This window comes from Amycolatopsis sp. H20-H5 (assembly GCF_035828755.1).
In the GTDB taxonomy this organism is placed as follows: domain Bacteria; phylum Actinomycetota; class Actinomycetes; order Mycobacteriales; family Pseudonocardiaceae; genus Amycolatopsis.
Window position 1 is genome coordinate 1 of record NZ_JAYMZS010000040.1, and the last position, 13,017, is coordinate 13,017.

The window sequence follows — 13,017 nt, forward strand, 5'->3', positions numbered from 1 at the left end:
GGCGAGGACGGTCCTTGCGCACTGGACCGGGCACTACATCTTCAACGTCGACATCACGTCGAACCTCCTTCGATGCATGCTGCTGTACTCATGCGACTTCGTGTCGCACGGCGATGTTGAGCCAGGATCCGTGTTTGGGGGTGTGGTGGATCTCCAGGCGCTGAGCCAGGCTGAAGGCTTCGCCGGGTTCGTATGCTTCATAGAGCGAGGCGATGCCGTGGGTATTGAGGTTGTCCATGACCAGTACGACGGTTTCGGCGTCGGGGTAGTCGACGGTGAGTAGTTCTTTGACCTGCCCGGCCCAGTCGATCCTGGTGCGTCGGGAGAGGGCGTGCACCCGGCGCCAGCCGCGCAGGGGTTCGACCCACACGAAGATCGAGCAGGTGCCGCAGCGGACGTACTCGCTGTCTTCTTTGCGATCCTGGCCGGGCCCGGCGGGGATCGGGTCGCGGACCTGGCCGAGGAGCTGGTAGGGCTTCTCGTCCATGCAGACCACGGGACGGGCGGGGTCGTAGGGCCGGGCGTAGACCGCCAGCACATCTTCCATGCGGGCAGCGAACTCCGCGTTCGCCCGTGGTGGGATGGTCCAGCATTTTTTCAGATGAGGACGCAGTTCCGTTTTTTTAGGACCCGGCCGATGGTGGAGTGATCCAGGTTCGGGATGTCCTCGGTGAGCGCGACGTGTTTCTCCAGCAGTCGCAGTGACCACCGGGCGTGCCCCGCCGGCGGCTGCGAGCACGCCAGGGCGATCAGCCGTGCCTCAACCTCGCCGGTGACCTGCGAGGGCACCGGCGGAAGCTCACGCGGTTTGCGCCCGATCGTGGTCAGCACGTCGTCGCCGGTCTCGTCGAACCGCTTTGCAATCGCCAGCACGGTATTCACCGTGACCGCGATCCGATCCGCGATCACCACCCGATCGGCCACCGGGCCGGCGTTCTCATTCAGCTCCAGCAGCACCCGAGCCCGCATGATCATCCGCGCCGGGTGAGCGCCGGACGAGGTCAGCTTGGCCAAGAACTCACGATCGACAGCCGACAAACCGATCGTGAACACCTTCGGACGAGGCATCGTGAGGGCATCCTCTCAGCAGAAATCGTGCACTGCCAAGAACTCCTACACCAAATACATCCAGACTTAGCGGCGACAGTCTACTAGGAGAGATGACGATGGAGAGTTCACGAGCAATAGTCAAGACCTGTGGATGAAGATCTTTTAGGCGGCTTCCGGTCGGTGATGGTCGTCGGGTCGCTCGACGAGCTTGCCGTTGACGAACGTGGCGCCGGCGCGAACGACCGCGACCAGGTGCGGGCCGTTCACCTCGCGCCAGCGGTCCTGCGCGGCCTCGATCAGCTTGAACGCCATCGCCAACCCGGCCGCCCGCGATCCGGGCCCGCGGGTGATCTTCGTGCGGTGCCGGACAGTGGCGAAAATCGACTCGATCGGGTTGGTAGTGCGCAGGTGAATCCAGTGCTCGGTCGGGAAGTCATAGACCGCTAGAAGCACCTCGATGTCGTCGTTGATCTTCGCGACGGCCGTGGGGAACTTCGCCCCGTAGGCCGCCGTGAAGGCGGTCACGGCGTCGACGGCGTGCCGGCGGTCCTCGGCGTTCCAGATCTCGGCCAGGGCCTTCTTCGCCCCCGGATGCGCCGAGCGCGGGAGGGCCCGAGCACGTTGGCGATCTTGTGGAACCAGCAGCGCTGCTCCCGGGTTGCGGGGAACACTTCGCGCAGCGCCCCAGAACCCGAGCGCGCCGTCCCCGACCGCGAGCACCAGCGCCGACATTCCGCGCCGCGCGCAGTCGCGCAGCAGGTCCGCCCACGACTCGACCGACTCGTGGTAGCCGTCGGTGAGCGCGATCAGTTCCTTGCGCCGGTCGGCGCGCACCCCGATCAAGCACCAGCAGGCACAACTTGTGCTCCTCGAGGCGAATGTTGACGTGGATCCCGTCGGCCCACAGGTACACGTAGTCCACATGCGACAGATCCCGGGTGGCGAACGTGGCTTGCTCGGCCTTCCAGGCCTCGGTCAGCTTCGTGATCACCGATGCCGAGAGCCCGGCGGTGGATCCGAGGAACTGGCCGAGCGCTGGCACGAAATCCCCAGTGGACAGGCCGTGCAGGTAGAGCAGCGGCAGCACCTCGGTGATCTTCGGAGTCTAGCGGCACCACGGCGGGAGGATCGCGGAGGAGAACCTCGCTCGCTCGCTCGTCTCCGGGTCGACCCGGCGGTCGTTGACCCGAGGCACGGTCACCTCGACAGCGCCGGTGCTGGTGAGGACCTCACGGGGCTGGTGGCTGCCGTTGCGCACCACCACCAGCCGGCGACCGTCGGCGTCGCGGTCGGTGGTGAACCGGGCGATGTAGTCGTCGACCTCGGCCAGCAGGGCTTCAGCCAGCATCCGCCGGGCGCCTTCCCGGACCAGCTCGTCGATCAGAGCCGGCGAGCTGCCGTCCTGGCGGGGTTCATCGGCGTCGGCAGCTCCAGGAACTGCGGTGAGCACGGGTCGTACCCTTCCGACCGGCGTTCCAGCGCCGATCTTGCTTGAGAGCCTCAAGATCACCGGAAGGGTACGACCCCTCCAGGGCATCCACAGGTTTCAAGCATTGCTCAGAGTTCACCCACGCCGGCTGACAAGTCGGTTGCGTCGGTAGTCGAGAAGGTGCGCGTGATCGGCCCCGCCCTCCGTGAGCGTGCCCTGAAAGCTGAGCGTGCTGGCCGCCTCTCGGATGAGACGATTGCAGATCTCGATGCCACCGGAGCTTTCAGCATTGCCACCCCGAAGGAGTTCGGCGGCTTCGAACTGCCGGTGACCCAGCTGGCCGAGGTGATCACCGAGGTCTCGAAGTGGGATGGTTCCTGTGGGTGGGTCGTCTGGGTCGGGGCGACCACGAACTGGATCCCGGTGGGGCTCGATAAGCGAGTCATCGAAGAGGTGTGTGACCAGGCCTGGGTCGGACCACGCGTGTCTGGCACAGATCACCATCCGGGCACCCTCGGTCGAGCGCGACGCGTCGAGGACGGATGGATCGTGCCGGGCGGGACCGTGGCGGTTTGCGACCAACTCCCTGTGGACGCCGTTCACGAACCTCGGCTGCATCAGCGAGGAAAACGGACATAGGTCGCTTATCGGCCTGCGTGTCCCTGCAGATCAATTGGAGCACCTCGACGACTGGTCGCCCGCCGGCATGCGGGGGACCGGGAGCGGCTCGGTACGGCTGGTCAACGACGAGGTCTTCGTCCCCCAACACCGCGCCGTGGTCTTCGGTGACGCGACCTTCGGCAATCGGGAGACCGGGCTGGCCGGGTCGATCTGGAAGGCACCTGCCCGAGGACAGTCGTTCAGCCTGATGACGGCCATGTCGGTCGGCATCGCCCGTGGAGCGTTGGAACGATTCATTGAGCGAGCGGCAGGCCGTCCGGTTCGCGGAACTGTCTACAAGGAGCAGCTCGAGGCGCCGATGACGCATCTCATGCTGTCGGAGGTGCATCCCAAGATCCGGTCTGCGCCGCTGATCGCTGACACCAAGCCGAGGCCCGCCGAACCCATGTCCGACAACGACTCCGACTACAAACGTTAGTGATCTAGCCCTGTAGTACTAGGGCGCATGACTGCCGAAGGGCCTTCACTTGTCGCGGCTGATCGCCGCTCGACTGTGCTGGAGTCGGCGCTGGTGACGTTCGGTCGGTATGGGTATCGCAAGGCGTCGATGGATCAGGTGGCGCAGGACGCGGGCATCTCCCGTCCCGGGGCTGTACTTCATGTTCGCCTCGAAGGAGGAGCTGTTCCGTTCCGCAGTGTCGAGGGCGCTGGAGCACGACCTGGCGGAGGCCGCGGCCTCTCTTCGCGACACCGACCTCCCCCTGGCAGCGCGTCTACTGGAGGCCTTCGACCACTGGGCGGAGCGGTACGTCGGGCCGTTGGTCCGGGACATCGCCGGCGTCGTCGAGGACAACCCGGACCTGTTGGGCTCGCTTGCCACCACCGCCGTCGCGGCTGCGGTCCCGCAGCCCAGGACGACAGCCGACCAGCTGGTGCAGACCCTCATCAGCACGTCGATCGGCATCAAGCAGCAGGTCAACACGCGTGAGGAGTACCTCGCCCGTATGACCGTCGCGATCGGCCTGAGCCTGCGCTGAGGCAACGCGCACAGGGGTTCACGGGCAGCTCGCGTACCCGACGCGACTTCCTGGTGTCGAACCCGACAGGTGGGCCTGCCTGGTCAGTGGGCGGTGTTGGCGGCCTGTCGGACCGCGGTGGGGAGGCGACCGCGGTCGAAGACGGTGTGGCCGTTGGCCTGTGCCCATCGTCGGATGGTGGTGGTGTGGGTGCTATCGGGAGGCGTAGACGAGGGTGTCGGGCTCGAGGAGCGGCACCAGCGCGTGCCCGTCCATGTCGCGGCGGATGGTCACCCCGGCCCTGGTCCGCGACTTCAGCATGCCGAACCAGCAGAGCAGCCCGGTGATCAGCAGACCGACGGTGACGATGTTCGCGTCCGTAGCGGTCGGCCAGGCCCGTGGCTACCCGAGGCGAGCGCACCGAAGATGGAGCCGACGACGCTGATGTTGACGAAGTACACAGAACAACGGCGCCGAGGTGTAGCAGGCCGCCGCCGACGCCCAATGGAAACACCACTTCTGGATCATGGGCCCCAGGCCAGCTCCTGTTCATCCCCTCGTTGTCGTGTCCGGAATCGCTCCGGGCCTCTATCGACGAGCGCGAACGGGGGAGCACGGTGGCTCAGACAGTGTCCAGCCACGAGTTGATGTGGGCGTCGTGCTGTCCGCGCAGCGGGGGAGCCGTGTGGGTCTGGCGGGCGGTGTTCCTGCCGTGGAGGTCCTCCAGTCGCACTGGCGGTCCCGGGAGCTGGACAGTCCCCAATGTGGGGTGGTCAACGTTGATGATGAGTCCCTGGCTGCGGGTCTGTTCCCACGTGTAGACCTGATCCAAGGTGCGGACCTTCCCCGACGGGACCCTCGCCGCGGCGAGGCGAGCGAGCCACTCCGCCGAGCTCCTCGCCTGCAACTCGGTCTCCAGCATGGTGATGCTCCGGTCGGTGCTGGACCCGGCTGCGGGCTGTCGCGAAGCGCGGGTCAGCTGGGTCGAGCCCGGTCTCGACCGCGAGCGGTCGAGACCGGGCTCGACCGCTCGCGCGTGCCATTGGACGTCGTTGCCGATAGCAATCTGGATCGTGCCGTCTTGCGTGACGAATGCCCCGTACGGGGCGATGGCGGGGTGGTGGTTGCCCATGGCGCGTGGGACTTCGCCGGCCACCGTCCACCGGGTGTCCTGGAATGCGTGTACTCCGACGAGTGCCGCCAGCAGAGACGTCCGGACAACCGTGCCGTGTCCCGTACGGGCCCGGTCGGTTAGCGCCGAGACCACCCCGAACGCCCCGTACAATTCCTGCGAGTAGGTCACCGATGGGCACCCCGACCTTCGTGGGGTGGTCGGGGTCGGCGCCGGTCAGGGACATCAGTCCTGCTTCGCCCTGGGCGATCTGGTCGTAGCCCGCGCGACCGCCTTCGGGTCCGTCGTGCCCGAAGCCGCTGATGGACAACAACACCAGGCGGGGGTTCAGCTCGTTGAGGCGGTCAATGCTGAAGCTAAGGCGATCCATGGCCCCTGGCCGGAAGTTCTCCACGAGGACGTCCGCCCGCTCGACGAGCCGCTCGAGTCCGCGGCGTCCCTCGTCGGACTTCAGGTCGAGCTGGACCGACTCCTTGTTGCGGTTGGCACATAGGAAGTACGTCGAGACGGGCTCGTCGTCCGGTCCGACGAACGGTGGACCCCAGTGGCGGGGACTCGTTGCCGACGCCAGGCGATTCCACCTTGATGACGCGGGCGCCCATGTCGCCGAGCATCATGGTGGCGTGGGGCCCGGCTAGGGCACGGCTGAGGTCGACGACGACGGTGCCGCTCAGCGGCCCGGTCGCGATTGCCGCGGTCACGGCCGCCGCCGCGGGTACCTGTGCGCCTCGAGTGTGGCGACCACCGGGTCGGTCGGGGAGCTGGCGCTGGCGGGTGTGTCGGAGTGGTTCACAGCTCTCCTGAGAGTTGGACCCGGTGAGGCCTCACTAGGTCTGGTGGTAGGCGGATGGTCGGTCGACGTTGCGGCCGGCGTTCGGAGGGTCGGCCGTCGCCACCAGTGGCCTTCATGATCAGTGCTGCGCCTGGACGGGCAGCTGCAGGTAGGAGGCGTGCTGACCGCCGGTGTGGATGACGTGCGCACCGGCGTTGACGGGCACATACTCACGGATTCCGGGCATGAGGGTCCCCAGCAGGTTGCGGGCGCTGACGACGAACCGCAGCTGCTCGCCGGTGGAGAAGTCCAGGCCGAGGGGGAGCAGGTCGATCTCCACATCGACAACCTCGCCCGGGGCGAGTTTCTCGACCCGGTCGAAGCTGTGGGCGGGGACGTCCTCGGTGGACAGGTCCAAGTCGAGGTGGCGGGCCGAGACGCGCAGCCGCCCGTCGGAGCCCTTGTACTTCAGGATTGTGGCGCCGTGGTCGGTGAGGTCGTGCGCCATGGCGCTCCGGTTGGGCACGGTGAAGGCTTGCAGTGGTGTTCCGTGGGCGTCGAGCTTCTGAACCAGCACAAACAGGTCCATGTCGTCGGCGCCGCGCGCCTCGACCCACAGGTGGGCCTTGGGGTACCCGACCAGGACGGTGTCGTGGTCGAAGCGGGTGAGGAACGAGACCGCGTCCGGGTTGCGGGTGACGTCGTAGGCCACCTCTGCCGCGTCGGCCGGTGCCGTCGTGACCAACGATCGGGAGCGTCCGTCGAGGTAGTACCTCGTCGAGGTCACGTCCGTGGGTGGAAACTCCTTGGCGGGTAGGCCGACCTGGTCACCGCCGTGGAGGTCCAGGACGGAGTAGCGGACACGGGGCGTCTGCTCCCAACCGTTGTCGACGTCTTTGAGGTAGTGGTCGAAGAAGCGGCGCAGGTCCTCCACGTTGGCCTCGTCGTAGTAGTCGGGCCACTCCTGGGTGTTGTGGATGCGCAGCCACTTGTCTTCCGATGCCATCCGTCGCCAGGCGCGGAAGGTGCCGGCGGTGTGCAGGGTGTTGGAGTAGCTGGCCACGACGTAGGCCGGCACGGTGATTCGGTCAAAGGCTGGGATCTTGTCCGCCCACAGCTCGTCCAGGAGCGGGTGCTGTTCGACCTCGGTGAGAATGTCTTCCTTGTGACTCTTCCCGAAGAAACTGCCTTCCTGCATCAGCTGGGCGAAGCCGGTGTCGGGCATGCCACCGCGCCGCACGAGGTCGCGATAGACGTCGCTGACGCCCTCCCACGGGTTGATCGCCGCCAGGTGGGGCGGCTGCTCGGCGGCGGTGAACCACTGCGCGACGGCGAGGTAGGAGGTACCGCTCATCCCGACCTTGCCGGTGCACCAGTCCTGCTCCGCCAGCCACTCGACGAGGTCGTAACAGTCACGGCCCTCCTGGCGGTCCCACAGCACGCTGTCGCCCTCGGAGTCGACCGCTCCGCGGGTGTCGGGGTTGCAGATCGCGTAGCCCTGCGCGCACCAGTACGCCGGGTCCGGGGCCTCGAACTTCTCCAGCCCGGACACGGTGTCGTTGCCCAGCCCGACGAGGCCGAAGACGCCCATCACGCTCATGGAGCTGCCCTGGCCCTTGCCGTAGGGGCTGTAGCCCACCAGGACCGGCACCGGCTCGGTCCCGGTGGGGCGGAACACGTCGACGTAGATGGTCACACCGTCCCGCAGCTGGACGGCGACGTCCTTCTCAAACACGATGTCGACGGGCAGTGCGCGGAACTGGGGGGCGACCTGGTGGCCCGCCGGCAGGGTGCGGGTGCCTGGCTCGAAGGCGGTCAGCAGACCGGTCCGGGCAGCGGGCAGGGGCTGGGAGGGCACGTACACCTTGAGGTCGTCGGTCATCATTGGGCTCCTTCTCGTGGGCCGGGGCCGGCAGAGCCCTCAGCATCGGTGGGTCGGTGGCGCTGATCGTTGGCGACGACCGGGTTGGTCAGGAGGCCCAGTCGCTCGATCTCGACCTCGACGGTGTCACCGGGGTGCAGCAGCCAGGGCGGGGTGCGGGCGTAGCCCACCCCGGAGGGGGTGCCGGTGGCCAGCAGGTCACCCGGGCGCAGGGTGAGGGTGTGGGAGACCAGGGAGAGGGTGTCCCCCACGGTGTAGACCATCTCGGCGGTGGACCCGTCCTGCACGAGCTCACCGTTGACCCGGGTTTGCACGCGCAGCCCGTCGCGAAGGTCGCCGACCTCGCCGGCGGGGACCAGCGGCCCCAGCGGGCCGGAGTTGTCGCCGTTCTTGCCCAGGATCCACTGGCTGGTGAGCTTCTGCGCCCGGCGGGAGGTCACGTCGTTGAACGTCGAGTAGCCCACGACGGCGGCCAGGGCTTGCTCGGGGGTGGCGTCGACGAGGGTGTCGCCGACGTAGGCCACGACCTCACCCTCCCAGTCCACACCGTCCTCGTTCGACGGCACCGGGATCGGGGCGCCCCCCACGGTGAGCGAGGGGGTCCAGCGGGCGAACAGCGACGGGTGAGCGGGCAGCTCCTTGTCGGCGGAGGTGCCCTCGGCGACGTGGCGGAGGTAGTTCAGCCCGATGCAGATCACCCGGGCGCCGGGCAGGACCGGGGGCACCTGCTGCACATCGGCCAGCGCGACAATGTCCCCTGCCGGGATCTGGGTGAGCAGGCTTGCGACGTCGGCCCAGAACTGCCCGAGCCCGGCCAGTACGGTGACCTGGGTGCCGTCCTCGGACAGGGCCGCGACCTCGACCGGTCCGCGGTCGCGGCGGATGCCCACAATCCTCACTGGCGCTGCCCTGCGTGGGGGGTGTCGAGGTGGTGCTGCAGGAGCAGGTCTTCGGCGAAGTCGTGGGAGGGGGACCGCCACACGCTGTGCACGTGGTTGGCGTCGTCCTCGGCGTTGTCGAACTCCACCAGGGTGGCCCCACCCTGGATGCGGAAGTAGTGCGGCTTCTCGATGGTGGTGGCTCCGGCCCAAGCGAAATGCAGCTCCTCGACCCCGCCGACGGCGGCGATACGATCCATCTCGACGCCGACCAGACCGGGCCGGGCGCGGTGCACGAAGCTCGCAAGCAGCCCGTCGAAGGTGACGCGCTGGGTGGGGGAGAGGTCACCGGTGCGGATGCCGCGGGGGTGGTCGCGGAAATAGGCCAGCGCCCGGCGGTCCTCGTCGGTGATCATGGCATCGCGGCGGCCAACGCCGTGGTGGTCCGGATACTCCACCTCGCTGATGCGGGCCACGGTGCGGGTGACGAAGTCCGCCGGCGGCGTCGGGTGGATGACCGCCTCGGTGCGCTGGGCGTCGGTGAGCTGGTCGAGCAGGGCGAACGCGGCGTCCTCCTCCTCGCCGAGGATGCGGAACGGGCCGATGCGGGCCGGTTCGGCGCCGAGCAGGAACGGGGTGGTGGTGAGCAGGTCCCCGTCGACGACGGTGACGTTGAGCGACAGGTGGTGCCCGACCAGGCGCCAACCCCATGTCGTGTCGGGCTGGGGCTGCCCGAAGAACGTCAGGAAGTAACCCCGGGCATCACGGAAGGTGGTGGCGACGTGCCCGAACACCGGCAGGTTCAGCTCACGCAACACGTGTTCGTTGCTCATCACCTGCACCACCCGGGCGTAGGCCGGCAGCGACATCGACTCCACGATCAGCCGGTGGGCCAGCACCTCCTGGGAGCGGGTCAACGCCCCCAAGGCCACGCCGTGCCGGCCGGACTCGGGCAGGAAGTTCCAGTGTGTGCGGCCGGGGTCGTCGTGCGGGAGCAAGATCTGCGCCCGTTGGACACCGTCCAGGCTGTCGAACAGGCCCATCGCGGCGAAGGTGACCACGGTGGCGTCGAACGACCCGTCGTCGCGGGGCAGGTGTGCGGCGGGCAGGTCGGTCATGTGGTGGCCGGTCGGATGACGAGCATGCTGGCCGGCAGTGCGCTGCGGTTGGCCACCTGACGGACGGTGCCCGCCGTGAAGTGCACCGAGTCGTAGGGGTGCAGGGTGGCCTCCTGCTCGTCGCTGATCATCACCAGCTCACCGCTGAGCAGGACGTACACGGTCTCGACCAGCTGGGGGCTCATGTCGGCCTCCCCACCGGGCAGGTAGTGCGAGAGGACGACGGTCACCTGCTCGGTGGGGGTGTCGCGCCCGCCTTGCAGTCGCAGCGGGCCGACGCCGCTGTGCCCGGAGGGGGCGAAGGCCTCAGCGTCGGCCAGCCGGGTGATGCGCATGCTCATCGCGGTCGGTTCCTTTCGGTGATGACGGGCTGGAGCGTGCGGCGCAGCCCCGAGACGAGGGTCGGGGCTGCGGCGTGGTCGCCGGCGCCGTAGACGTAGAAGTCCGGCCGGGACAGGAACACGTCGCAGCCGTGCCGGGTGAACCACCGCTCGTAGGCCCCGTCGACGTCGCACACAGGGCCCGTCGGGGACATGTCGGTGAGGCTGCCGCCGATCCGCTGGAACCAGGCTGCGGTTTCGGCATCGAGCAGAGCGCAGGGGTCACCTACCCGGCTGACGAGCTGCCACTGGCCGCCGACGACGTCGTCGAACAACCCGGTCCGGTCGCCGACGGTGACGCGACCTTGCGGAGCCAGCCGACCCTCGACGTCCCGGCTGGGTACGGTGATCGAGGGGTGGCCGAGCCGGGGGTGGGGTGGTTCGGTGGTCGCAGTGGGGTCGGCCATCTGCTGCCGCATGTCGGCGTCGCGGGCGGCGGCGCGTTGCGGGTCGAGCTCGCAGATGACGCGACCGGCCGCGACGGCTTCGTCGATGATCTCCCGGACGTGGCCGGAGCGTTCGGGGCCGTAGCTGTCTAGCACCGTCGGGTCGGCCAGTCCTGCGTGCACCATGCTCAGACGCCAGGTCAGGGCGCGGGCATCGCGCAGGCCCGCGCACAGTCCCTGCCCCATGAACGGGGGCATGAGGTGCGCGGCGTCGCCGACGAGGAACGTGTCGCCCACTCGCCACGTCTGCGCCCACCGGCCGCGGAAGGTGTAGACGGCGTGCCGCTCCAGCTCGGCTGTCTCGGGTGTCACCCCCCATGGGGCCATGAGAGCCCAGGCTGTATCTTCCCGGGCGAGCTCCTCCGGTGTCACCTCAGCAAGGCGCATAAACTCGAAGCGTCGCCGCCCCGGGCCGCTGTTCACCGCGGTCGTGGGTTGCCGTGGGTCGCAGTACTGCACGACGAAGGCGTCCCACGACTCCTCGGCCAGGGGCCGGTAGTCCACGACCAGCCAGTCGGCCTCGAAACCCGAGTCACCCACCTCGATTCCGAGGTGGGTGCGCACCGGGCTGTTGGCCCCGTCGGCGCCGACGAGCCAGCGGCTGCGCACCGAGACCACCGCGGTGTGGCTGTCGGTGGCCGCCAGCTGCGTCACCGCGCGGCCTTCTTCGTCCTGGGTGCTGGAGGTGAAGGTCCACCCCCGGTGCACGGTCACACCCGGCGTGGCGATGGCGGCGGCCTCCAGGACGGCCTCAAGGTCCGGTTGGTAGAAGCCGTTGGTGTTGGCCCACCCCGACTCGGCCGGGCGGTTCCAGTCGATCGCCTGGAGCAGCTCGCCGTCGCCGTTGCGGAACTGGTAGCCGCCGCGCTCTCCCCGGGAGGGTTCGAAGAGGTGCTCGTGGTCGGCCATGATCCCGGCGGCCTGCAGGATGCGCAGCGATTCGTGGTCGATGGTGCAGGCCCGCGGCAGCGGGTACTGGCGGGGCCACCGCTCGACGACGGACACCTGCAGGCCGGCGTGACCCAGCAGGATGGCGGTCAGCAGGCCGACCGGGCCCCCACCGACGACGAGGCAGTCGACGTCGGTGGGCGGTCCCTGCTGCGGCGCCGGTGAGGTCGCGATCATGCTCGGGTCTTGCTTGCAGGCGCGAGCAGGTGCTTGTTGGGCAGGACGACGCACTTGGCGTGGGGTGAGGCCGCTTGCTCCCGCCACGCTGCGGGGAGCTTGTCGAGGCCGAAGGTGCGGGTTGGCACCTGCAGCTGGCCGTCGGCAAGGGCGGCCCACAGCCAGCTCAGCGCCGGCTGCTTCGCAGCCAGGGCGAGGTGCAGGCCGGCGAAGCCGAACAGGGTGAGCTGCTTGCCGCGTAGCAACCCGGCCGGGAGCTGCGCGGTGGGACCGGCGAGGTTGCCGATGTTCACCAGCCGCGCCCGTGGTGCGCAGACCTGCAGGGCTGCCTCCAACGGCACGCCATACAGCCCATCCAGCACGACGTCGACCGGTCCGGCCGCCACTTCCAGCCGGGCGGCCAGATCCTCGCGGCTCTCCCCCTCCTGCAGCGCGACGACGGTGTGGGCGCCGAGGGTGCCTACCCGTTGCAGTGCGTCGGGGTTGCGGCCCACACCGATGACCCGCCCGGCCCCGACCTGGCGAGCCACCTGGACCGCGATCTGGCCGACGGCACCGGTGGCGGCGAGCACCAGGACCGTTTCCCCCGGGCGCAGGCCTGCGGTCTCCATCAGCGGTATGAATGCTGCGGTGCCGGAGTTGCCGACGGCCGCGGCCAGCACAGGGTCGACCCCATCGGGCAGGGGAAGCACGTCATCGTCGGCGACGAGCACCCTTGTGGCGAAGGAACCCGGGGTGAGCGGTGAGGCGTGGCACTCGGCGTACACCCAGCTCCCGGGCTCATACCGGTCGGAGGCGAGCACCACGCCCACGCACTCACTGCCCGGAACATACGGCGCCTCATGGCGGGCCGAGTGGAAGCCACCAGAAGCAATGAGCAGGTCCAGCGGGTTCAGTGGCGCCGCCACCACAGCCAGCAGGGTCTGCCCGCCCGCTCTCGGCGCCAGGATGATCTCGCGGACAGAAGGTTCGCTGCCCGGGAAGTCCACCACGGCCGCCCGGACCCCCCCTGGAACTGTGCCGGCCCCCGGTGTGGCCACACCGGTGCTCACGGCTGGGCCGCACCCCACGGAGCAGCGGGCGACGTAGTGAGCGTTGTGGTCACAGGGACCTCCGGATAGTCGGCGGCGACCCATGAAATGTTGCACGCGGCGAGTGACATGTCAAT

At 68.6% G+C, this 13,017-nt stretch carries 13 protein-coding genes and 2 pseudogenes; 3 read left to right on the top strand and 12 right to left on the bottom strand.

From position 1 onward, the window contains the following. Nucleotides 1-88: 88 nt before the first annotated feature. The 3 genes and pseudogenes from QMK34_RS22215 to QMK34_RS22225 form a co-directional block, all read right to left on the bottom strand. Nucleotides 89-709: an IS630 family transposase gene (locus tag QMK34_RS22215; RefSeq protein ID WP_326416209.1), complete on the bottom strand. Its 621-nt coding sequence runs from the start codon at nt 707-709 to the stop codon at nt 89-91. Then, nucleotides 598-1,068, bottom strand: coding sequence for a helix-turn-helix domain-containing protein (locus QMK34_RS22220; RefSeq protein ID WP_326416129.1), 471 nt, complete (start codon nt 1,066-1,068; stop codon nt 598-600). The genes QMK34_RS22215 and QMK34_RS22220 overlap by 112 nt, the downstream gene beginning before the upstream one ends. A 144-nt stretch (nt 1,069-1,212) precedes the next feature. Further along, nucleotides 1,213-2,587, bottom strand: a pseudogene (locus QMK34_RS22225) (IS256 family transposase). Nucleotides 2,588-2,665: 78 nt separating this feature from the next. On the opposite strand from QMK34_RS22225, the gene QMK34_RS22230 reads away from it, so the two are divergent. The 3 genes from QMK34_RS22230 to QMK34_RS22240 all read left to right on the top strand — a co-directional run bounded on the left by QMK34_RS22230 (nt 2,666) and on the right by QMK34_RS22240 (nt 4,137). After that, nucleotides 2,666-3,118 carry an acyl-CoA dehydrogenase family protein gene (locus tag QMK34_RS22230; RefSeq protein ID WP_326416130.1) on the top strand — a complete coding sequence of 151 codons (453 nt, stop codon included), beginning with the start codon at nt 2,666-2,668 and terminating at the stop codon, nt 3,116-3,118. Nucleotides 3,119-3,152: 34 nt separating this feature from the next. After that, entirely contained in the window at nt 3,153-3,578 is a 426-nt protein-coding gene (locus QMK34_RS22235; RefSeq protein WP_326416132.1) for a hypothetical protein, read from the top strand. A gap of 181 nt (nt 3,579-3,759) precedes the next feature. Next, nucleotides 3,760-4,137, top strand: a complete 378-nt coding sequence (locus QMK34_RS22240) for a hypothetical protein (RefSeq protein ID WP_326416133.1) — start codon at nt 3,760-3,762, stop codon at nt 4,135-4,137. Between the two features lie 83 nt (nt 4,138-4,220). Here QMK34_RS22240 and QMK34_RS47890 read toward each other — a convergent pair whose 3' ends face one another. The 9 genes and pseudogenes from QMK34_RS47890 to QMK34_RS22280 all read right to left on the bottom strand — a co-directional run bounded on the left by QMK34_RS47890 (nt 4,221) and on the right by QMK34_RS22280 (nt 12,841). Next, a complete protein-coding gene (locus QMK34_RS47890) occupies nt 4,221-4,313 on the bottom strand; it encodes an Lsr2 family DNA-binding protein (protein ID WP_442785189.1) in 93 nt (30 codons plus the stop codon). 425 nt (nt 4,314-4,738) lie between these two features. Beyond that, nucleotides 4,739-5,419 (bottom strand): CoA transferase, encoded by a 681-nt coding sequence (locus QMK34_RS22245; protein ID WP_326416134.1) that lies wholly within the window; start codon nt 5,417-5,419, stop codon nt 4,739-4,741. A 37-nt stretch (nt 5,420-5,456) separates the two neighbouring features. Beyond that, a pseudogene (locus QMK34_RS22250) lies at nt 5,457-5,819 on the bottom strand (CoA transferase); the annotation flags it as partial. Between the two features lie 340 nt (nt 5,820-6,159). After that, complete coding sequence (locus tag QMK34_RS22255; protein ID WP_326416135.1) at nt 6,160-7,902, bottom strand: CocE/NonD family hydrolase; 1,743 nt, start codon at nt 7,900-7,902, stop codon at nt 6,160-6,162. Continuing rightward, on the bottom strand, nt 7,902-8,801 hold the full coding sequence (locus tag QMK34_RS22260; protein WP_326416136.1) for a fumarylacetoacetate hydrolase family protein: 900 nt from the start codon (nt 8,799-8,801) through the stop codon (nt 7,902-7,904). Before QMK34_RS22260 ends, QMK34_RS22255 begins: the two co-directional genes overlap by 1 nt. Then, entirely contained in the window at nt 8,798-9,898 is a 1,101-nt protein-coding gene (locus QMK34_RS22265; RefSeq protein ID WP_326416137.1) for a DUF3500 domain-containing protein, read from the bottom strand. The genes QMK34_RS22260 and QMK34_RS22265 overlap by 4 nt, the downstream gene beginning before the upstream one ends. Further along, the gene (locus QMK34_RS22270) at nt 9,895-10,239 is read right to left on the bottom strand and encodes a cupin domain-containing protein (protein WP_326416138.1); all 345 of its coding nucleotides are present in this window, start codon (nt 10,237-10,239) and stop codon (nt 9,895-9,897) included. Before QMK34_RS22270 ends, QMK34_RS22265 begins: the two co-directional genes overlap by 4 nt. Continuing rightward, entirely contained in the window at nt 10,236-11,849 is a 1,614-nt protein-coding gene (gene mhpA / locus QMK34_RS22275; RefSeq protein ID WP_326416140.1) for a bifunctional 3-(3-hydroxy-phenyl)propionate/3-hydroxycinnamic acid hydroxylase MhpA, read from the bottom strand. The genes QMK34_RS22270 and mhpA overlap by 4 nt, the downstream gene beginning before the upstream one ends. Further along, nucleotides 11,846-12,841, bottom strand: a complete 996-nt coding sequence (locus tag QMK34_RS22280) for a quinone oxidoreductase family protein (protein ID WP_326416142.1) — start codon at nt 12,839-12,841, stop codon at nt 11,846-11,848. The genes mhpA and QMK34_RS22280 overlap by 4 nt, the downstream gene beginning before the upstream one ends. Between the last annotated feature and the right edge of the window lie 176 nt (nt 12,842-13,017).